We start from the raw sequence: 20,564 nt of genomic DNA, 5'->3' as shown, positions 1-20,564 counted from the left end.
TTCCTTTCGTTTCCGTCAGGAAAACACAATCATGCAGACCATCTGTCGAGATGAGCATCCCATAATGACTGGACGCAATGCGCCCCTTCTTATTTTAACAATACATTAACTTTACAGAAACCATTTTCTCCTCCCCCTCCGCAGCCAGACACAAAAAAAGGAGGCCAAAGCCTCCTTTTCCTGAAAAAGCTCCATGAGAGGGAGTAACCCCTGTCTGGTTTCTCAACGCATGATGCCCGTATGGCCAATGCTGTAGCGACCCGGCTGGGGCCAGACTGTCAGACCATGCGGTTCTGCCCCGACAGGAATCTGTTTCATGGCACCGCTTTCCGTATCAATGGCATAGACGACATCATCAAAACGGCCGGAGAGCCAGAGTGTTCTGCCATCCGCACTGACATTGCCCATGTCCGGGCTGCCACCACCGGGAATGGGCCAGGTCTTCAACACCTTGTCCGTTGCCATATCCACGACGGACACACTGCCCTTGCTGTGGCGTGGCCCATGCACCATGTGGGACCCACGGTTGGCAACATAAAGCAGCTTTGCATCACGGCTCGGATACAGCCCATGCGTTCCCAGTCCCGTGGGAATGAAACCCGTCTCCCTGAAGCTGTCGCCATCAATGATGAACACGCCATCAGCATGCATGTCGGCCACATAGAATTTATGCCCATCCGGTGCGGCGAGAACATCCTGCGGCATCCCCCCCTTGGAGAGTTTCAGCATCCCCAGAAGGGTACGGTTGACCGTATCCACCTTGGCCAGATAGCGCCCGAATTCGCAGGTGAAGATCGCATAACGCCCATCTGCCGAGAAGGCAGCATGATTGATGCCCTCACAGAGCGGAGCCTCGACAGACCCTTTCAGCACCATGCTGTGCGGATCACGGAAATCCAGACGGCGATGGGCTTCTGCCACAACGATGGCATTCTGCCCGTCCGGTGTGAAATACATATTGTAGGGGTCATCCACGGCAATGGCCTTGCCGGGCTTGCCTGTCAGCGGGTCGATCGGTGTCAGGGAGCCATCCGTATGGCCTTCGCTGTTGTTGGTCACCCACAGGGTCCGCAGGTCCCATGAGGGGACGACGTGCTGGGGGGACCGCCCCACCGGGAACGTATCCACGACCTTGTAGGTCTTCGGGTCGATCACGGAGACACTGTTGCCACGCAGGTTGGGCACATAGATCCGCTCCAGATCATGCGCCACGACGGGGGACAGTTTGTCCGGGCCGCTGGCTTCACTGTAAATGTTGTGAATGTCCGGCACGGGCGGCATGCCCGGAATGGTCTGTACGACCAGCGCCTGCTCCGTCACGGCACCAGATGGTGCAGGTGGTGCCTTTGCCGTGGCGGATGGATCACCATCCGGAAAAGGCTTTGGCGAATCGGCAGCAATCGGTTCATCCTGCGGGTCAGGATGGTTGGCCGTCTGCTGGGCCTGCGCTGCCCCCGCAGCCAGTAATGCCCCCATTGCCAGAAACGAAATTTTGAGCCTCATGGGTGTCTCCTGTTGAAAGACGAAATGGCCTCAACGGCGGCCTGCACCTGCATGGCTGTGCCGACCCGGCCAAGTTCAGCCGTTGCCTGCCGCGGGTCACCACCATAGACACCATCGGCAGAATCCGGTTTTCCAGCCTGCCTCAGAAGCCCCTCCCGCACAAGGGACGGATCCACGGCCAACATGAGGGATGTATCGCTTATGTCGGCATGTTTCCCCAAAGCCACACCATGGCCCTGTCGGCGCAGGTAATCTGCGTACTGTCCGGCCACGACATCATAATAAGCTCCGACATACAGCACCCTTGCCGCCCCTTCACCAGCCCAGCGCCTGTTCAGCCTCTGTGCCAGAGCAGCCAGCTGGGCCTGATAACCACCATGGTCCCCCAGCAGCACAATGGTGGTGAAGCCCTGCGCCCTCAGGCTTTCCGCCGCTCCTTCCACCAGCCCGGCAAAAACGGCTGGTGGAATGGAGAGTGTCCCGGCAAACCGCATGTGGCCTGTGCGGGGCCGGGTCGAGCCTTCCGGCACATAGGCCAGCACGGGGGCCACCAGGGTTTGCCCTACCCTGCGGGCAATCCTGTCCGCCAGAACACGGGCCCGCACATCATGCTTGCCCACTGCCATGTAAGGCCCGCTCTGCTCCGTACCACCAACCGGGATAATGACCGTTCTGGTCCCGGCTTTAAGGCCGGCGTCAATCTCCGTCCAGCTCTGGCAGGCCAGCTCCACCTGCCGGACCGCAGGCGGACAGGCCGGAGACACCCCCTCCGGCTCTTCTGCCATGGCCGGAGCCACCAGCCCGGCCAGGCAGGCCAGCAGGACCAGCGGTCGCAGCCGGGGCCAGCACGGATACCCGGCCACCACCTTCACAGTTCTGTTGCTCATCCAGCGCCCCTTGTGCATTATCACCCCACCCCCATGGCCCCGGTGTTCCGGATACGGGTCCTGCACAGGCCCATGGCCTGAGCGGACTTCATCCGGCATACTGTCCCGGCGTACAACCACCAGAACCGTCATGACCGTGCCCCTGCTGAACACCCTGCCCTTTCTTACCCAGATGAACAATATCGACGACGCCGCCCACATCATCCAGATGGCCCTGACCCCCGTCTTCATGCTCTCCGGCATCGGCACGCTGATCAACATCTTCAATACAAGGCTGGCCCGTGTCTCGGACCATCTGGACAATGTCAACCGTCTGCTGGCCGCCCCTCCTTCCGAACAGGACCACCAGTACAGCTACGACACGCCGCAACGGCTGAAAACCCGCCAGAAACGCCTGACACGCCGCATTGTCGTGCTGGACCTTGCCATTATCCTCAACGGGCTGGGCGGGGCCATGACCTGTGGTGCGGCCATCGCCCTCTTTGTCGGCTCACTGGGAGATGCCACGACATCACTCTGGCTGCTGGCCCTCTTCGGCACTGCACTGGGCTGCACCGTGGCAGCCCTGCTGGCCTTTCTGGCCGATACGCTCCTCAGCTGGCATGGCCTGCGGCATGAAGGGCAGGTCTCCCTGCTTACTTCCCTGCTGCGCTCGAAGGCCAGCCACGCAAAACGGCATCACTGACCGAAGTTGGCAGCCCCACATAGCCCAGCCGGGCATTGATCTCTGCCCCATGGGCAAACCCCCAGCTGAAGAAGCGCTTCACACCCTGCCCCTCGGGCCGGTCCACGGCATCTTCCGGCACCAGAACATAGGTGGCTGACACGATGGGCCAACTCTCCGCCCCGGGCTGGTCCAGCAGATTGACGGCAAAATGGTCCTCCGCTTTCCATTCCGCTGCGGAAGCAGCGTCAATGAAGCCCTTCAGGGATGGCAGCACGAACCGCCCATCATGATTCTTCATCTGCACGATGCCCAGATGGTTCTGTGCGGCGTAGGCATATTCCACATAGCCGATGCTCCCTTCCGTCTGACGGACAAGGGCGGCAATGCCGTCATTGCCCCGTGCTCCAGCACCGCCAGCCCACTCCACAAGGGTCCCTGCACCGATACGGGCCTCCCACTCCGGTGATGTCCGGGAAAGGTAGGATGTGAACACATAGGTCGTCCCGGCACCATCGGCCCGATGCACGGCCACAACTCCCATATCCGGCAACGTCACCCCGGGATTGAGAGCTTGGATGCGGGGGTCGTCCCAATCCGTGATGCGACCATCATACAGGGCTGCCAGTGTCGGACCGTCCAGCCGCAATGCCCCGGCGGGAACACCGGGCAGATTGACCACCAGCACCACACCACTCATGACGGTCGGAAACTGGTAGAGGTGCGTCTCTGCCAGACGGTTCGGGCTCATCGGCTTGTCGGATGCTCCAAAATCCACCGTACGTTCCACGACCTGATCCTGCCCGGCGCTGGAACCGACCGTCTGATAATTGACCTGAAGCCCTGCCTGTTCTCCCGCCGGAACGCTCCAGCTCTGATAGATGGGGGCAGCAAAGCTGGACCCTGCGCCCGTTATCTCCACATCCTCCGCACGGGCCACCCCGGCCAGGGCTGACGAAATGGACAGCACCAGCATGAAGGCCCTGCCGCAGTTCTTCCAGCGGAGAAGACGTTTATCTGTCGGACGCATAAATCCCTCGGCACACGCAATGATCACCTGTCTGCCGTTATAGCTTCGCCGACGCTTCAGACAATAAAAATATACCACAAGACAAAGAAAAGTCTTTTTTGACACAAAAAAATGAGTAAATAGACATGAAGGCATGTGATGACTGCGGGAGATTTTCGTGAAACTGACAAAAAAATGTAATATAAATCCCTTTCATTACAGTTTTATGACAGTAATATTTCTGTCATACAGTGCATCACACTTCGCATCATCTGCCCATGCCGCCGGCACCAATGATGCAATTGCCCTGATGGAAAAACAGATACACGCCATGCAGGCCCAGCTCGAAGCCATGAAGCAGAAACAGGCTGCCGAGAATCGGCGTGTCCGTGCTGAACTGGCCCGCCAGAGAGAACTGATTGAGGCCGACCCTTATGCCCCCCGGGAAAGGCTGCTTGGCCCGGCAGCCGCGGCGGGGCATCTGGCGTCCTCCCGGACCAGGCATGACGATGTATTCGGCCTTGGTGACAATGCCATCCTAACCCCTTCCCGCACGGCCAGTACCCCCTATGGCGAGCTGACAGCCATTCCACCCGCCCATCCAGACCTTTACAGCCCGCTGCGCCGGGGGCAGCTCCAGATTGGCGGTATCCGCCTGACTCTGGGGGGATATCTGGAGGCCGCAGGCGTCTGGCGCTCCCGCAACAGTGCTGCCGATATTGCCAGTGCCTATAACGGCATTCCATGGCATAACCAGCCTGCCTCCCACATGAGCGAATTCCACCAGACAGAGCGGCAGAGCCGGCTGGCCCTGCTGGCAGAAGGGATGCTGACCCGGAAACTGGTAGCCGATGCCTATGTGGAGACGGATTTCCAGGGTTCCGGCTCATCATCCAACTCCCGCCAGTCGAACTCCTACGTCCTGCGTGCCCGTGTCGTTTATGGTGAACTGAAAAACCACGAAGATGGCTGGTACCTGCTGGGTGGGCAGAGCTGGTCTCTCATCACGCTCTACAACAAGGGCCTGCTGGCCCGTGACGAACAGACCCCCATGGTCATCGAGGCCCAATACGTCCCCGGCTTCAACTGGACACGCAACGCCCAGTTCCGTGCTGTCAAAACCTTCGGCAAGGAGGAACGTTACGCTGCTGGCCTGTCCATCGAAAACCCCAGTGCCGTCCCGGCTGGTGTATCTCCCTGCTCCAACGCTGCCAGACACTGCACCACGACCGACCGGCTGACCGGCACGAACGTCAACAACCCTTCCACCTACTACACGACCGACCCGGCACCGGACCTCATCGCCAAGATCGCTGCCGACCCCGGCTGGGGCCATTACGAACTTACTGGCGTCATGCGCTTCTTCCGGGACCGGACCAGCACGCTGGGAGGAGGAAGCAACCATACCCGCATCGCCGGTGGAGGCGGGGGCGGCATGGTCCTGCCCCTCATCAACAGGAAACTGTATTTCCAGGCCTCCGGCCTTGTCGGCACGGGCCTGGGCCGCTACGGCACGTCCAACATGCCGGATTATACCTACGGGCGTAACGGTGCCGTCACGCCTCTGCCAGAAGCCAACCTGCTGCTCGGCCTCTATGGCAACCCTCTCAAGACCCTGAAACTCTATTCCTATGCCGGGGCAGAAACTGTCCTCAGCCGCCGTTCCTTTGATGAAGATGGCAGCCATTACGGCTATGGCAACCGTGGTTTCGACATGCGGGGCTGCTTTACAGAACTCGCCACCAACTGTGCTGCCTCCGGCAACATCCGCACAGTGGCGCAGGCAACCGGGGGGTTCTGGTACACGGCCGCCAAGGGTGATTATGGCACCCTGCTGGTGGGGGGGCAGTATTCCCACACCCATGTGCAGGCCTTCTCCGGCGTGGGGGGCAAACCCAAAAGCGACGCCGACATGGTCCTGATGTCCCTCCGCTACCAGCCCTTCAATTGAGGAGTGATGTGTTTCCCCTAGCCAGCACCGCCTGCACCTGACAGAAACAGAATGATCGTTCCATTCTTTCCAGCCCGAAGGAGACCCCATGCACATCACCATGATTGGCGGCGGTTACGTCGGGCTGGTATCAGGGGCCTGCCTGGCGGCCTTCGGGGCGAATGTAACTGTCATCGAGCATGATCCTGCACGGTTGGACCGCCTGAAAACCGGAACCATGCCCATCTATGAACCCGGGCTTGAAGAGCTGGTTGCCGCACAGCGGCAGGCGGGACGGCTGGCCTTTTCTGGTGATCTGGCCACCGCCCTCCAGAAAAGCCGGGCCGTCTTCATCGCTGTGGGAACACCCACCCGCCGGGGCAGCGGCCATGCTGACCTGAGTTACGTCCATGCCGCCGCACGGGCCATTGCCACCCATGCCCCTGACGGCCTGCTGATCGTCACGAAATCCACCGTCCCGGTCGGGACAGGGCGGCAGGTCGCCGCCATCGTGCGGCAGGCCCGGCCCGACCTGACCTTTCACATCGCCTCCAATCCCGAATTCCTGCGGGAAGGCCACGCCATTGCCGACTTCATGCAGCCGGACCGCGTCATCATCGGGCTGGAAGAACAGCTGGGGGCCCCCTCCACCGCCCGCACCCTGCTGGAAACACTTTACGCCCCCCTGTCCGGGCCAGCGGGCCGTCTGCTCTTCATGGGACTGGAAAGTGCGGAACTGACAAAATACGCCGCCAATGCCTTCCTCGCCATGAAGGTCACTTTCGCCAACGAGATGGCCGATCTCTGCGAAGCCACAGGCGGCCAGATTGCCGACGTAACCCGTGGCATGGGGATGGACCCCCGCATCGGCCCCCATTTTCTCACACCCGGGCCAGGCTATGGTGGTTCCTGCTTCCCCAAGGATACGCAGGCTCTGGCAACCTCCGCACGACAGGCCGGAACCCCCACGCAGCTCATCGAAACCACCATCGCAGCCAATGAGGCCCGCAAACGCCGCCTTGCCGAGCGCATCCTTGCTCTGGCCGGGGGTGACATCACACGCTGTACCATCGCCGTACTGGGGCTCACCTTCAAGGCCCATACGGACGACATGCGGCAGGCCCCAGCCCTGACCATCCTCCCCCTGCTGCACGAGGCCGGTGCCACGCTGCGGGCCCATGACCCGCAGGGCATGGAGACAGCCTGCACCCTGCTGCCAAAAGGCATCACCTACACCGCCACCCCTCTTCAGGCCGCCGAGGGGGCTGACATGCTGCTGGTCCTGACAGAATGGCCCACCTTTGCCGCTCTCACCCCGGGCCAGCTCGCCCCCCGGATGCGTGGCAGGCTCGTGCTGGACTACCGGCAGATATGGCGGAAAGATGAATGGCTGGAAGCCGGCTTCCATTATCACTGTCTGGGCAGCGCCCCCCTGCCGCCACATACCTGCCCATAAAGCGGGCTATCCTCATGCGGTCAGGCTGCCTATAATGGTAGCCATCAATGACGGAATCATGAACGGGGGCAGGCTGACAGGGCCTGCGCCCTGTCCGTTTCCGCAGGCGGTACAATCCTGCCATCTCTTGTAGCCGGGAGTTCCTGAGTGAACATGCGTAACGTCCAGACCTGTCTTTCCCTGTTGCTCGGGCGCGGCATGTGCCTTGGTGCCATGCTGGGTGGAACCCTGATGGCCAGCAGCGCTCTGGCAGCCGATGTGCGCACTCCCCTCCATGCGGACGAGCTGGACCTCAGCGTGCCCTGTGCGCAGGTCCATATCCGGGCTGATGCCGCCCTGAAAGACAGCGTGGTGGTCGAAGAGGCTACCGGCCTCACCCCGGATATCCAGACAACCCGGGACGGGACGGAAAGCCATATCCGCCTCGCCCTGCACAACTGCCCAAAAGGCGGACGGCTGACCCTGCACCTCTCCAGCGACACGGCGCTGACATTGCATGACAGCCCACAGGCCCACATCACCATCAGTGGCACACTCACCACGCTGGAAAGCAATCTGGATGATGCATCCCTTCAGGTGGACCGTGTGGAATCGCTGGACATGTCCATCTCCGGCACGACACAGGCCCACATCCACCAGCTGAACCGTGCAGCACAGCTCAATGCCACAGGGGGGAGCCACCTTGAGGTGGATACCGCCCTTCTCTCCGCCTTTTCGGCCCAGATGTCCGACAGCAGCCATCTTTCCATTACCGAAGGGCAGATTGACAGCCTGACACTGAATGCCTCCCAGCAGGCAGATGCCTCCATCATGGCCACGGTCAACAATGCCAGCATCACCACCAGCGATGCTGCCAGCGTCACGCTCAGCAAGGTGACAGGCACCGTGCAGGATGGGGGAACAAAGCACATCACCCACGCCAGCCCGCCAGAGGCCACCCCGGCAAAACAGGCCGCAGGACCGGCACCTGCCGCCCAGCCCCCCCAGCCGGATGGCCAGGCACAGGGGCTGAACAATCCTGCCGTTCCCCATGTACCGAAGCAGGCTGCCGGAACATCCACCCCTCCTGCTGGAACAGCAGCCGGACAGACGGCGGGGACACCCGTCCGGCCCGCAGTGCCCGCTGTTGCGCCCCCCGCCACACCGGCAGCAACACCCCCTGCGTCCAGCCCCGTTCCACAGGCCCCCACCCCCGTACCACCGGCATCAGCTACATCCCAGCCTGCCCCACAGGCGCCGCAGGCAGGCACCCCGGCAGGGCCGCAGAACACACCATCGCGGTGACCGGCAGAGAACAAAGGCAGACCGTGTGAGAGCTCTATCCCTTCCCTTCATCTTTCTTGGCCGTGGCATACTGGGAGGCCTGCACCATGCCGGGGCCCTCAGCCTGTTCGCCCTGCGGGGGCTGGGAGGCATTTTCCGCCTGCCCGTTTACGGGCAGGTCATTCTGTCCTGCCTAGTCGAGATCGGCTTTCTCTCGCTACCTGTCGTGGCCCTGACAGCCATATTTTCCGGTGCCGTCATCGCTTTGCAGTCCTATAGCGGCTTCAGCCAGTACCATGCCCAGAATGCCGTTGGTGGCATCGTGGTCATGTCCATCACGAAAGAGCTGGGGCCAGTTCTGGCAGGCCTCATGGTGGCTGGCCGCATCGGGGCAGCCATTGCGGCACAGATCGGCTCCATGAGGGTCACAGACCAGATTGACGCCCTGAACACACTGGCAACCGATCCAATCAAATATCTCGTCACGCCCCGCCTGGTGGCAGGTATCCTGGCCCTGCCGTTCCTCGTCCTGATCGCCGACATCCTGGGCGTTGCCGGGGGCTTCATCGTTGCAGTGGGGAAGCTTGGCTTCAGCCCCGCACTCTACATTCATGCCACCCATGCCTCCCTGCACAGCCATGACGTACTGGTCGGACTGCTGAAGGCGGCTGTCTTTGGATTTCTCATCACCCTGCTGGGCTGTTACGAAGGCTACAACAGCCGGGGTGGAGCCGAGGGTGTCGGCCGGGCGGCGACAGCAACCGTCGTCGCCTCCTCCATCCTGATTCTCGCCTTTGACTACCTGCTGACGGATCTCTTCTTTACCGCATGATGACGTCTTCCTCCTCTTCCCGGACGGCAGCACCGTCTGGCCAGCCCCGCCTCCGCATCCGTGGCCTGAGAAAATCCTTCGGAGACCGGACAATCCTCAACGGGATTGATCTGGATGTGCCAGCCGGGAAATCCACAGTCATCATCGGAGGATCCGGCAACGGAAAATCCCTGCTGTTACGCTGCATCCTGGGATTGATCGAGCCTGATGAAGGCACCATCGAGATTGATGGCGAGAACATCATCGGTGCCTCGCGCAGCCGACGTGGAACCCTGCTGAAACGGATCGGAATGCTGTTCCAGAATGCTGCGCTGTTTGACAGCATGAGCGTGATGGACAACGTCCTTTTCGGTCTCACTGCCAAGAGCCATGGCCGGCGCCGTGATCGGGCCACGCAGGAGAAGGAAGCTCTGCGCCTGCTGGAACAGGTCGGGCTGGGACCGCATGTGGCTCCACTCAACCCGGCGGAGCTCTCCGGCGGCATGCAGAAACGTGTCGGACTGGCCCGTGCCCTGGCCGGACAACCGGACATCCTCTTCTTCGATGAACCCACGACCGGGCTGGACCCCATCATGTCCGCCGTAATCGATGGTCTCATCAGCAGCTGCGTCACCCAGCGGGGGGCCACGGCGCTGACCATCACCCATGACATGACCTCCGTCACCCGCATCGGCGACCATGCCGCCATGCTCTACGGGGGGAAGATCATCTGGCAGGGGCCGGCCAATACGCTGATGCACAGTGGCAATCCGATTGTCGATCAGTTCACCCACGGGCGGCTGGACGGCCCGATCCCCACCAGTGGCATGACGGCCAACCCTGCGGAAAAACGCTGACATGGCCCGGAAACCTGCCAGCCTGTTCGTCTGCCAGAACTGCCAGGCCCAATACCCCAAATGGACAGGCCGCTGCGAACAGTGCGGCGAGTGGAACACTCTGGAGGAAGAAACCAGAACCGCCACCCCCAGCCGTAGCGCCACCACACGAAAAGGTGCGGGCCTGAAAACGACACGGCTGGATGGCAAGGCCACCCCTCCGGCCCGGCTGGACACGAACATGGCGGAGCTGAACCGGGTGCTGGGCAGCGGGCTTGTGCCCGGCTCGGTCGTGCTGGTGGGCGGAGACCCGGGCATCGGCAAATCCACCCTCATGCTCCAGATGACCTGCGCTCTCGCCAGAGCGCAGCACAATGTCCTCTATGTCTCCGGGGAAGAGGCCATCGACCAGATCCGCCTGCGGGCACGGCGGCTGGAACTGGACCGTGACCCCAAGGCGCTGGACCAGCTGGAGCTGGCCGCCTCCATCAATGTCAATGACATCACGGCCTCGCTGGAAGAAAGACGGGCTTTTCAGGTCGTCGTCATCGACTCCATCCAGACCATGTGGCTGGAAGGCGTGGCCAGTGCCCCCGGCTCGGTCTCGCAGGTCCGCAGCTGTGCCTTCGAGCTGATCCGTCTGGCCAAGACACTGGGGTTTGTCCTCATTCTCATCGGCCATGTCACGAAAGAAGGAGCCCTTGCCGGCCCCCGTGTGCTGGAACATATGGTCGATGCCGTGCTGTATTTTGAAGGTGACCGGGGCCATCAATTCCGCATTCTCCGGGCAGCCAAGAACCGTTTCGGAGCCACGGACGAGATCGGCGTCTTCGCCATGACCGATACCGGCCTGCGGGAAGTACCCAACCCTTCCGCCCTGTTTCTGGCCGAACGGCATGGCAATATTGCCGGTTCTGCCGTTTTTGCCGGGCTGGAGGGAACACGCCCCATCCTGCTGGAGGTGCAGGTCCTGCTTTCTGCCAAAAGTGGTGATGGAGCCGCCCGCCGTGCCGTACTGGGCTGGGACAGCTCCCGACTGAACATGGTTCTGGCCGTGCTGGAGGCGCGCTGCGGACTGAAACTAGGCAGCTTGGATGTCCACCTCAACATCACCGGCGGGCTGAAGGTCACCGAACCGGCTGCCGACCTTGCCGTAGCCGCAGCCCTGATCTCCGCCGCCACGGGCCAGCCCACTGCCCCTGATGAAGCCTATTTTGGCGAGATCGGTCTTTCCGGAGAAGTCCGGCAGGTCAGCCAGACAGGCATCAGGCTGAAAGAAATTGCCAAGCTGGGCTTCCGGCAGGCAGTCATCCCCCGCCATGTAGGCACCGCCAACGCCCGCCCCAAAGCCCCGCACACCCTCACCATTGCTGAAACGGGACATCTGAGCGACCTCGTCCGCCGCTTTTCCCCGGCTGGAAAAGATTAAATCATCTTTATTGTCTTGACCGGCCCGCCAGCAATTCTGAAACATGATGGGTAATTCCTCCATCTGTTCACAAGAGAGGCCGCATGACCATCTCTTCTCCCCCTCCGCAGCCGGACGATAAAAAGCGTTTTGCCGCCCACCACGTCCGCTTTCCCCATATCCACCTGCCTCATATCCGGTTTTCCCACCGGGAACTGGTGGACCGCCCCTTGGCTGGCAAACCTCACCCTGACCAGCCCCTCCACTGGAAACTGTATGCCATGGAGGCCATCGCCACGGCCATCATGCTGACCATCGGCATCAGCACGACCACCATCCTGGCGTCAGACCGGTCCCCCTTTGCGGCCATGCTGGCCCCGCATCCCATCATCCGCTCTGTCCTGATCGGCCTGTTCTTCGGGCTGGCAGGGACAGTCGCCACACTGTCCCCCTTCGGCAAGGTCAGCGGTGCACATCTCAACCCCTCCGTGACGCTGGCCTTCTTCCTGACGAAGAAAATCCGTTGGCCAGATGCGCTGGGTTATCTCGGGGCACAACTTGTCGGGGCCTTCAGCGGGACACTCATTTCCTGCCTGGGGATCAGCCTGCTGCTGCCTTTCTGGCAGCCCATGGTCAGCCAGATCAATTATGCCGGAACATTCCCTTCCAGCAATTACGGCCTCGGCCTTGCCGCCCTGATGGAAGCCATCGCCACGGCGGGACTGATCATGATCATCTATTTCACGGCCTCACGCCCGAAATTACAGCATCTGACGACATGGATCTGCGCCTTCTATTTTGCCGTCACCAACCCGTTGATCGCCGGGTTCTCCGGCAACAGCACGAATTTCATGCGGACACTGGCCCCCGATACACTGGCCCATAACCTGCATGGTGTGTGGATCTATCTTGTCGGCCCCTTCATTGGCTCTGCACTGGCACTCCAGCTTGCCCGCATGCTCTTCTCCATGCATGGGCTGAAAGAGGCCCGGATCGTCAATTTCGGCCATCACGGGCGTGTTCCCCGCTACACGGCACCTGAAGCCACCGGCCCCTCACCGGAAGAGCTCAAACGGCAGGACAGAAAGAAAAACTGACAGAAACGGGAGCGAAAGCAGAAGCCCCGTCTCTTACCCTTCCGGCTCCCCGTCCAGCACCCGGACGGGTTCCTGCCCCCGTGTCAGGTCCCGCAACCAGGCCTCCACGGCCATGCGCTCCTGCACGGGGACAGCCAGCTCCATCGTAGCACCAGCCGCTCCAAAATCGCAGCGCCGTGTTTCCACATTCCAGCCCGGCAGTTTGGCTTCCACCTCAGCAAAAACGGGAAAGGGGCAATGAAAGCCAAGGCGGACACGCTCCACCCGCTCGATCCTGGCGGCCTCCCGCAGGCAGGCCGCTGCCGCACCGCCATAGGCCCGGACCAGACCACCGGCCCCCAGCTTGATGCCTCCAAACCAGCGGGTCACGACCACCATGACCCCGTCAAAGTCCTGCCCTTCTATGGCTGAAAGAATCGGACGGCCCGCCGTACCGGATGGCTCGCCATCGTCACTGACACGATACCGCCCTCCCACACGGAAGGCCCAGCAGTTATGGGTGGCATCCGGCACGGCCACCTCTGCCAGAAAGGCCATCGCTCCTGCCTCGTCCTCCACAGGGGCGGCCAGAGTCCGGAACACGCTATGGCGGATGATGCTTTCATGCTCGGCAATGCCGTCCAATGTCCAGGTCATGCCGCCCATTCTGCCGCAGAATACTCCTGCTGTCAGCCAGAAAGCCTGCACGGGCACAAGAACACCACCACGGACCGGGCAGCCATGCGCCCTCCCCTTCATTCCCTCGCCACCTCATGCAGGGGATAGAAAAAAGCCCCCCTTCAGGCTAGTAGTTCCTGTGCGCATGGTATCCGCAGGGACGGTCCCTCCGCCCCGAATGGCCAGAAAACGCCATCCGTCATGCGTCCCGGCAGGGGCCTCCCGGCTGCCCTGCCAGGTTCCTTCCGGTCCGGCCGAGACGCCTTCTGGCCCCGGCCTTTCTGTTATATGCAGGGTGCCTGCACGGTCACAAAGAGGTCAGATTTCCCCATGCTTTCCACTCTGACAAGCCGCCTCAATGCGTTCTGCGGCCGTCATGTCACCCTTGTCCTGACCATCTTCATGCTCCTCTGCGTGGGATCAGCCTGGCTGAGCATGACCCAGCTGGGCATCACGACAGAGACGGACAGGCTGTTTGCCGACACGCTGCCATGGAAGCAGAAAAACCGTCAGATAGAGAGCCTCTTCCCTGGTGAGAAGAACACCCTCGTCGCCATCATCAGCGCTGCCACGCCGGAAGAAGGCCGGGAAACCGCCAATGCCCTTACGGCTGTCCTTTCCCGGGACACGACCCATTTCGACCGGGTGGACCAGCCGGATGCCAACCCTTTCTACACCCGGAATGCCTTCCTCTTCATCGATACGAAGCAGCTGGAACCGCTGATGGATTCCACCATTGCTGCACAGCCCTTCCTTGGCATGTTGGCAGCAGACCCCTCGGCCCGTGGGCTGTTTGGCACATTCAGCCTCATGGCCACGGCCATACGCAGCAATCAGCCCATCCCTGCCAGTTTCAATACCGCTCTTGATGGCCTGACACGGACCCTCAACGATGGTCTTGCTGGCCATGCTGTTCCTCTTTCATGGGAAAAGCTGCTGGCCGGTGGCCTGAGCGACCTAGGCAGCCATTACCAGTTTGTCGTCACCCACCCGAAACCTGACTTCACCTCCTTCGAACCGTCCGAAGCCGCCACGGCGGCCATGCGGACCGCACTGGACAGCCTGCCTACTGTAAAGGCTGGTCGGGCCCATGCGCTCATCACCGGAGAAGCCAAGCTGAGTGATGAGGAATTCTCCACCGTGGCCCAGGGCATGATCATCGGGCTGTTCATCTCCCTCGCCCTTGTCACGCTCTGGCTCCTGCTGGCCGTCCGCTCGCTGCGGGTGGTCATTCCCATCCTCCTCACGCTCATCATCGGGCTGCTGCTGACAACCGGCTTTGCCACACTGGCCGTTGGTACCCTCAACATGATCTCCGTGGCCTTTGCCATCCTGTTTGTCGGCATTGCCGTGGATTTTGCCATCCAGTTCGGCGTGCGTTTCCGCTGCCAGAAGGATGAACAGGGGCGGCCTCTCTCTCCCCTCGCCGCACTGGACCGCACAGGCCTGGAAAGTGGCGGCCAAATATTTGTTGCCTCTCTGGCCACCGCAGCGGGCTTTCTTGCCTTCACGCCCACCAATTTTGTCGGCGTGGCCCAGCTGGGGCTGATTGCCGGTGGCGGCATGGTGATCGCTTTCATCTGCACGCTGACGCTGCTGCCTGCCCTGCTGCGATTCTTCCGGGCCATGCCGGGGGACAACCTCCGGGGATTCACCTGTCTTGAACCACTGGACAGGGCCCTGCACCGTTTCCGCCTGCCCGTGCTGGCCATCTTTGCCGTGCTGGGGCTCATCGGAGCCGGGCTGGCGCCATCCCTCATGTTCGATGCCGACCCGCTCCATACCAAAAATCCCAATACGGAAGGCATGAAGGCCCTGAGCCTGCTTGAGGAGAACCCTCTCACCACACCCTACAATGCCCAGGTGCTTGTCCCCGACACGGCAACGGCAAGCCGACTGGCCGCCGCTCTTGGCAAGCTGGACAGCGTGCATGATGTTCTCTGGCTGGGAGCTCTGGTCCCGGACGATCAGGAAACGAAACTCCAGCTGATTCATGAAGCTGCCGACATCCTGCTGCCCACGCTTTCCGTTGCCCATCCGGCACCGCCCCCCTCGGCAGCGGACCTCCGGGCAGCAGCTCTCAAAGCGGCACATGATTTTGATGGGCTGGATGACAGGCTTTCCCCTTCCCTGAAAGCCCTTCATGCAGCGCTGGAACACCTCTCCACAGCACCCGATGCCACGCTGATGGCCACCAATGAAGCCCTGACACGCTTCCTGCCGGGAGAGCTGAGCCAGCTGAAGGCGCTGCTCGCCCCGTCCCCCATCACCCTTGATACCATCCCCAAAGACATACGCAGCGACTATATTGCCTCCACAGGGGCTTACCGGCTGATCATCCACCCCAATGGGCGCATGTCCGAAACGAAAACACTCCACCATTTCGTGCATGAGCTGGAAAGCGTAACCCCGGACATCTGCGGCCCTGCGCTGGAGATCATCGCCAGTGCGCAGACCATCACACACGCCTTCATCACGGCGGCCCTGTGTGCCATCGTGGCCATCGCGCTGATCCTCTTCGCCACGCTGCGTCGCCTGCTGGATACGCTGCTTGTCCTGCTTCCGCTGCTGCTTTCCTCCCTGCTGACCGTCATTCTGATCATCACCGTGCCGGAGCAGCTCAATTACGCCAACATCATCGCCCTGCCACTGCTGCTGGGCGTTGGTGTTTCCTTCAACATCTATTTTGTCATGAACTGGCGTGCGGGCCTTCAGAACCAGCTTTCATCCCCAACAGCCCGGGCCGTGCTGTTTTCTGCCCTGACAACCGGCTCCGCCTTCGGCTCACTGGCAGCTTCAGCCCATCCGGGGACAGCCAGCATGGGCCGGCTGCTGCTGCTCTCTCTTGGCTGTACGCTGGTCTGCACCCTTCTGTTCATCCCGGCCCTGCTGCCACGCCACCGAACGACAAAAGAGTGACCGGCTGAAAGGTGAACAGCCTCACCTTCTGCTGGATCATCCCTGACACCTGCCCATGCTGGCAGATGTCAGGGGCTCACCGTTCCGTGAAAAAAGTCAAGTGCATCTTATATGAAAATCACAGAGAAAAGGAAATCCTATAAATAAATAGGTAATAAAATTTCCCCCTACCCTTCTTTTTCAGGGCAGGACATCTGATCAACATCAAAGAATAATCCACTGTTTTATAATGATAATCTCAAGAAAAAACCACGGATGGAGCAGGTCCGTTTTTTCCGTCTGAAAGGTTTTTCATGTTATTGTGAAAGGTTTATTCTGTAAGAACCTTTTGCACATTCTTGCCTTAAATCAATGTTGAGGAGCATTTTTTCCCGTCTTCTTCCGCTCAGCAATTCACAGACGAGCCTAACAGAAGACAATGAGACATTTCTCCCTCTCCCGCACCATCCTATGTACCACACTTCTGGCAACAGGTTTCGGCACTGCTTTTTCCTCCGCTCATGCTGAAACCTCCACACTGGATGCACCACAACAGCGCAGCATTCTGGACCGCATCATGCACACGGCTCCCGGTGGTTGCCCCAAGGATGACGGAAAAACCACCCCCAACCCCTACGGCGTCTGGGCACGGGGCGATGGCAGCGAGACGGGCTTCGGCCCGGTCTCCCAGTATGGCACACCCGCCGGGATGGACAGCATCAGTGCCCCCGGGAAAGGCATCTGCGACAGGGGCGATCCCTTCGATTCCTACAAACACATGAAGCTGAATGACAGCGGGTCCATCTGGCTCAGCCTTGCTGGGGAAACACGCCTCAACAACTGGTATGACAAACGCCCCGTTTTCGGTGCGGCCATCGACCCCACCACCTCCATGAAGGCACGGCCCTTCAATTCAGGCCGCTTTGCCGTCCGCAACCTCTGGAGTGCCGACCTGCATCTCGGCCAGCACGTGCGCTTCTTCGGCCAGCTCATCAATGCCGATGCTGGCGGGTGGCGTGGATACAGCTATGACGGTACGTTCCGCAAAAACCTGGACCTGCAACAGGCTTTTGTGGAACTCAGCGGCAAGGCTGCGGGGGGGCATGGCGGCTTCATTTTCGGTCGCCAGCAGTTCCTGGATGCCCCGGATTACATGATCGGCAACCGTGACGTGCTGAACGTGCCGCTCAGCTGGGATGGTTTCCGCATCTATGAACACTGGAACCGGGTCCGTTTTGACGGCTTCTACTTCATCAACACAAAAAACAACCATACGGACAGCTTCCGTGGCGGCAATTCCCTCTTCCACGACACGCTGGATTACAAGACACGGCTGTACGGGGCCAATGTCACCATCGCTCCGCCTGATTTCCACTTTCTCGGCGAGAAGGGCTATTCTTTCATCAACCTTTTCTATTACGGTTATGAAATAAATGGCGGCCCTGCCCAGCAGACCGTGATGTACAACGCCTCCGCCCTCGGCCACACGAAGCGCAACAATTTCGGCCTGCGCTGGCATGGTGAGGCCGGTCCCATCAGCTTCTCTTTCGGCGGGGCCTACCAGCAGGGCACGTTCTACCAGTCCTACAACAGGGCCAACCATTATGACCGCATGAACCGCAACGTGAATGCCTGGTCCATGAACGGTACGGTGGATTACCACTTCCGCCATGTCATGTGGCATCCGACCATTGGTGTGCAGGGTGATGCCTATTCCGGCGGTGGTGCCCGTGGAACGACCGGCAGCGTGAACACCTACATCGAGCCCTTTGGTGTGAACACCAACTATCTGGACCCGACCAACTACCTGACCGGCCAGAACCTGATCGACTTCGCCCCCAAGGCCAGCTTCTCACCCACCAGCTACCTGACCTTCCAGCTGAAGCTGCCCATCTACTGGCGTTACAGTGCAGGGGACGACACCTATTCCATCTATGGCCGCAACATCTTCCAGCGGCAGTTCACCTCCGGCATGTTCAACTCCTACAATCATGATTCCTTTGTCGGCATTGCTCCGCAGATGGCCGCCAGCCTGCGCCTCGGCCCGCATCTGACATGGGATCACCACGTCGTCCGCTTCCTCACCTCCCATGCCATGCATCAGGTTGGTGCCCGCGACGCAACCTACTATCAGTCCTCCCTGACACTGACCTACTGAGCACCGGCGTCACACGCCCTTTCCCAGATCGCTCCTACCGTGATACCACGCAGGGGCGATCTGCGTTCCCACCTCTCGGGAATGGCATTTGCATCCCTGTGACAATGAGTCCATAATTAGTCCTTCATTGGTCCTGTTTTATCACTACCAGAAGGGTCCGCCATGCAGGCTGTCTTTCGCAACGCCATGAGCCGCCTTGGCTCCCCTGTCGTTCTTGTCACGACTGATGGTCCAGCAGGCCGGCATGGGCTGACTGTCTCTGCCATTACCAGTGTGACGGACACGCCTCCCACTGTTCTGGTCTGCCTGAACCGCAGCAACCAGTCCCATAGGGCCTTTCTGGAAAATGGCAGGCTGGGCATCAGCATTCTCGGCAAGGGGCATGACACTCTTGCCTGCGCTTTCGCCAACAGCACCCTTTCTTCTACAGACCGTTTCGGTCACGGAACATGGCAGACTGGTCCGCTTGGCTCACCTCTCCTGGATGGCGCCCTTGCCACGCTCGACTGTACGATAGACGATACCCACAGCATCGGCACACATGACGTGCTGATCTGCCGTGTGCATACCATCACCGTCAAAGACGGGGCTGGTCACGGTCTGACATGGTTCGACCGCAGCTTCCATTATCTGCCCCCGAAATGCACACCCTGCTGACACGCTTCAGAAAAGGGCATCTCCCAGCAGCTTGATGTTCAGTCCGACAATCACCAGCACAACCAGCCAGGACAGCACAGCCAGAAGAGGGGAAAGATGGAATCGCCCCATATGCTTCCGGCTGGACACGAACCAGACCAGCGGAACCATGGCGAAAGGCAGCTGCATGGACAACACGACCTGACTGAACACCAGCAGGTCACCCACCTTGCCCTGCCCGAAAATGGCGATCACGACAATGACTGGCAGAACAGCCAGCCCCCGGGTCAGCAGACGCCGTGCCCAGTAGGGCAGACGAAGATGCAGGAAGCCTTCCATGACAATCTGCCCGGCCAGCGTCCCCGTCACGGTGGAGTTGGTACCCGCAGCAAGCAGGGCTACGGCAAACAGTGTGGAGGCCAGCCCGAACCCCAGCACAGGGGAGAGGAGCTTCCACGCATCGCTGATCTCCGCCACGTCCTGATGCCCCGTGCCATGGAACGCCGCTGCTGCCACGATCAGGATGGCTGCATTGATGAAGAGGGCAAGCGTCAGGGCCAGTGTACTGTCCCATGTAGCCCAGCGCAGCGCATCCTCCCGCCCTTCATCCGTGCGGGTATAGGTACGGCTTTTGACCAGCGAAGAATGAAGATAAAGGTTGTGGGGCATGACAGTCGCCCCGATGATGCCTATGGCCACATAGAGCATACCCGGATTGGTAAAAACCTCTGACGAGGGGAGAAACCCTTTCAGCACCGCTCCAACAGGCGGGGCCGCTGCGACAAGCTGCACACCAAAACAGACAGCAATGATCCCCAGCAGGGTGATGACGAAAGCTTCCAACGCTCTCATGCCCCGCCGCATGAGCAGCAGGACAATGAACACGTCCAGCACGGAAATCAGCGTTCCGGCCATGATGGAGATGCCGAACAGCAGATTCAGGGCCACAGCCGTGCCGATGACCTCCGCCAGATCACAGGCGATGATGGCCAGTTCACAGGTCAACCAGAGAGGCAGGCTCAGCCCCCGGGGCAGCCAGTCCCGGCAGGCCTGTGCAAGGTCTTTCCCCGTGACGATCCCCAGCCGGGCGGCAAGGGCCTGAAGCAGGACGGCCATGATGTTGGCCAGCAGAATGACGGACAGCAGCCGATAACCGAACTGGGCCCCGCCCTGGAGGTCGGTCGCCCAGTTGCCGGGGTCCATGTACCCCACGGCCACCATGTAGCCCGGCCCCACGAACGCCAGAAACCGGCGGAACCAGAAGCTCGCCCTTTCCGGCACTGTGACGGCACCGTGTCCGGCATCCCCCACAGGCATGGCAGCATCAGCCTCTTTCACGGTTCCGCCCCTC

At 60.7% G+C, this 20,564-nt stretch carries 16 protein-coding genes; 11 read left to right on the top strand and 5 right to left on the bottom strand.

From position 1 onward, the window contains the following. Positions 1-222 precede the first annotated feature (222 nt). Complete coding sequence (locus DTJ15_RS07980) at positions 223-1,503, bottom strand: YncE family protein (RefSeq protein ID WP_227449731.1); 1,281 nt, start codon at positions 1,501-1,503, stop codon at positions 223-225. Next, positions 1,500-2,288: a creatininase family protein gene (locus tag DTJ15_RS07975; RefSeq protein WP_086431643.1), complete on the bottom strand. Its 789-nt coding sequence runs from the start codon at positions 2,286-2,288 to the stop codon at positions 1,500-1,502. Before DTJ15_RS07975 ends, DTJ15_RS07980 begins: the two co-directional genes overlap by 4 nt. 232 nt (positions 2,289-2,520) lie before the next feature. Here DTJ15_RS07975 and DTJ15_RS07970 point away from each other — a divergent pair, with 232 nt between their 5' ends. Continuing rightward, positions 2,521-3,075, top strand: a complete 555-nt coding sequence (locus DTJ15_RS07970) for a DUF2721 domain-containing protein (RefSeq protein ID WP_227431483.1) — start codon at positions 2,521-2,523, stop codon at positions 3,073-3,075. Here the strand turns inward: DTJ15_RS07970 and pstS are convergent. Next, complete coding sequence (gene pstS / locus DTJ15_RS07965) at positions 3,026-4,084, bottom strand: phosphate ABC transporter substrate-binding protein PstS (RefSeq protein WP_086431572.1); 1,059 nt, start codon at positions 4,082-4,084, stop codon at positions 3,026-3,028. The two genes, DTJ15_RS07970 and pstS, sit on opposite strands and share 50 nt — an antisense overlap. A 289-nt stretch (positions 4,085-4,373) precedes the next feature. Here pstS and DTJ15_RS07960 point away from each other — a divergent pair, with 289 nt between their 5' ends. The 7 genes from DTJ15_RS07960 (at position 4,374) to DTJ15_RS07930 (ending at position 12,864) form a co-directional block, all read left to right on the top strand. Then, complete coding sequence (locus tag DTJ15_RS07960) at positions 4,374-6,014, top strand: hypothetical protein (protein WP_143539847.1); 1,641 nt, start codon at positions 4,374-4,376, stop codon at positions 6,012-6,014. Between the two features lie 88 nt (positions 6,015-6,102). Continuing rightward, positions 6,103-7,449, top strand: coding sequence for a UDP-glucose/GDP-mannose dehydrogenase family protein (locus DTJ15_RS07955; protein ID WP_249109794.1), 1,347 nt, complete (start codon positions 6,103-6,105; stop codon positions 7,447-7,449). Positions 7,450-7,602: 153 nt separating this feature from the next. Further along, positions 7,603-8,733 carry a hypothetical protein gene (locus DTJ15_RS07950; RefSeq protein ID WP_249109791.1) on the top strand — a complete coding sequence of 377 codons (1,131 nt, stop codon included), beginning with the start codon at positions 7,603-7,605 and terminating at the stop codon, positions 8,731-8,733. 25 nt (positions 8,734-8,758) lie between these two features. Continuing rightward, positions 8,759-9,544: an ABC transporter permease gene (locus tag DTJ15_RS07945; protein WP_043559016.1), complete on the top strand. Its 786-nt coding sequence runs from the start codon at positions 8,759-8,761 to the stop codon at positions 9,542-9,544. Next, positions 9,544-10,380, top strand: coding sequence for an ABC transporter ATP-binding protein (locus DTJ15_RS07940; protein ID WP_052348997.1), 837 nt, complete (start codon positions 9,544-9,546; stop codon positions 10,378-10,380). The genes DTJ15_RS07945 and DTJ15_RS07940 overlap by 1 nt, the downstream gene beginning before the upstream one ends. A 1-nt stretch (position 10,381) precedes the next feature. Further along, positions 10,382-11,788, top strand: a complete 1,407-nt coding sequence (radA, locus tag DTJ15_RS07935; RefSeq protein WP_081562394.1) for a DNA repair protein RadA — start codon at positions 10,382-10,384, stop codon at positions 11,786-11,788. Between the two features lie 83 nt (positions 11,789-11,871). After that, positions 11,872-12,864 carry an MIP/aquaporin family protein gene (locus tag DTJ15_RS07930; protein WP_081562395.1) on the top strand — a complete coding sequence of 331 codons (993 nt, stop codon included), beginning with the start codon at positions 11,872-11,874 and terminating at the stop codon, positions 12,862-12,864. 33 nt (positions 12,865-12,897) lie between these two features. Here DTJ15_RS07930 and DTJ15_RS07925 read toward each other — a convergent pair whose 3' ends face one another. Then, positions 12,898-13,509 carry a YigZ family protein gene (locus DTJ15_RS07925; RefSeq protein WP_081563319.1) on the bottom strand — a complete coding sequence of 204 codons (612 nt, stop codon included), beginning with the start codon at positions 13,507-13,509 and terminating at the stop codon, positions 12,898-12,900. A gap of 342 nt (positions 13,510-13,851) precedes the next feature. On the opposite strand from DTJ15_RS07925, the gene DTJ15_RS07920 reads away from it, so the two are divergent. From DTJ15_RS07920 to DTJ15_RS07910, 3 genes are all read left to right on the top strand, one after another. Further along, entirely contained in the window at positions 13,852-16,440 is a 2,589-nt protein-coding gene (locus DTJ15_RS07920; protein WP_249109789.1) for an MMPL family transporter, read from the top strand. Positions 16,441-16,858: 418 nt separating this feature from the next. Next, complete coding sequence (locus DTJ15_RS07915) at positions 16,859-18,577, top strand: alginate export family protein (protein WP_081562396.1); 1,719 nt, start codon at positions 16,859-16,861, stop codon at positions 18,575-18,577. Between the two features lie 162 nt (positions 18,578-18,739). Then, entirely contained in the window at positions 18,740-19,234 is a 495-nt protein-coding gene (locus DTJ15_RS07910; protein ID WP_043559022.1) for a flavin reductase, read from the top strand. A 6-nt stretch (positions 19,235-19,240) separates the two neighbouring features. Here the strand turns inward: DTJ15_RS07910 and DTJ15_RS07905 are convergent, their stop codons facing one another. Next, positions 19,241-20,530, bottom strand: coding sequence for an Nramp family divalent metal transporter (locus DTJ15_RS07905; protein ID WP_081563321.1), 1,290 nt, complete (start codon positions 20,528-20,530; stop codon positions 19,241-19,243). Positions 20,531-20,564 lie beyond the last annotated feature (34 nt).

This window comes from Parasaccharibacter sp. TMW 2.1891, assembly GCF_023337675.1.
GTDB lineage: Bacteria > Pseudomonadota > Alphaproteobacteria > Acetobacterales > Acetobacteraceae > Bombella > Bombella apis.
This window is presented reverse-complemented; position numbering and strand designations above follow the sequence as displayed.

Bases quoted from the DNA above. Each gene is read 5' to 3' on its own strand.
- DTJ15_RS07980 (WP_227449731.1), bottom strand. From the start codon at position 1,503: ATGAGGCTCAAAATTTCGTTTCTGGCAATGGGGGCATTACTGGCTGCG.
- DTJ15_RS07975 (WP_086431643.1), bottom strand. From the start codon at position 2,288: ATGGCAGAAGAGCCGGAGGGGGTGTCTCCGGCCTGTCCGCCTGCGGTC.
- DTJ15_RS07970 (WP_227431483.1), top strand. From the start codon at position 2,521: ATGACCGTGCCCCTGCTGAACACCCTGCCCTTTCTTACCCAGATGAAC.
- pstS (WP_086431572.1), bottom strand. From the start codon at position 4,084: ATGCGTCCGACAGATAAACGTCTTCTCCGCTGGAAGAACTGCGGCAGG.
- DTJ15_RS07960 (WP_143539847.1), top strand. From the start codon at position 4,374: ATGGAAAAACAGATACACGCCATGCAGGCCCAGCTCGAAGCCATGAAG.
- DTJ15_RS07955 (WP_249109794.1), top strand. From the start codon at position 6,103: ATGCACATCACCATGATTGGCGGCGGTTACGTCGGGCTGGTATCAGGG.
- DTJ15_RS07950 (WP_249109791.1), top strand. From the start codon at position 7,603: ATGCGTAACGTCCAGACCTGTCTTTCCCTGTTGCTCGGGCGCGGCATG.
- DTJ15_RS07940 (WP_052348997.1), top strand. From the start codon at position 9,544: ATGACGTCTTCCTCCTCTTCCCGGACGGCAGCACCGTCTGGCCAGCCC.
- radA (WP_081562394.1), top strand. From the start codon at position 10,382: ATGGCCCGGAAACCTGCCAGCCTGTTCGTCTGCCAGAACTGCCAGGCC.
- DTJ15_RS07930 (WP_081562395.1), top strand. From the start codon at position 11,872: ATGACCATCTCTTCTCCCCCTCCGCAGCCGGACGATAAAAAGCGTTTT.
- DTJ15_RS07925 (WP_081563319.1), bottom strand. From the start codon at position 13,509: ATGGGCGGCATGACCTGGACATTGGACGGCATTGCCGAGCATGAAAGC.
- DTJ15_RS07920 (WP_249109789.1), top strand. From the start codon at position 13,852: ATGCTTTCCACTCTGACAAGCCGCCTCAATGCGTTCTGCGGCCGTCAT.
- DTJ15_RS07915 (WP_081562396.1), top strand. From the start codon at position 16,859: ATGAGACATTTCTCCCTCTCCCGCACCATCCTATGTACCACACTTCTG.
- DTJ15_RS07910 (WP_043559022.1), top strand. From the start codon at position 18,740: ATGCAGGCTGTCTTTCGCAACGCCATGAGCCGCCTTGGCTCCCCTGTC.
- DTJ15_RS07905 (WP_081563321.1), bottom strand. From the start codon at position 20,530: ATGCCTGTGGGGGATGCCGGACACGGTGCCGTCACAGTGCCGGAAAGG.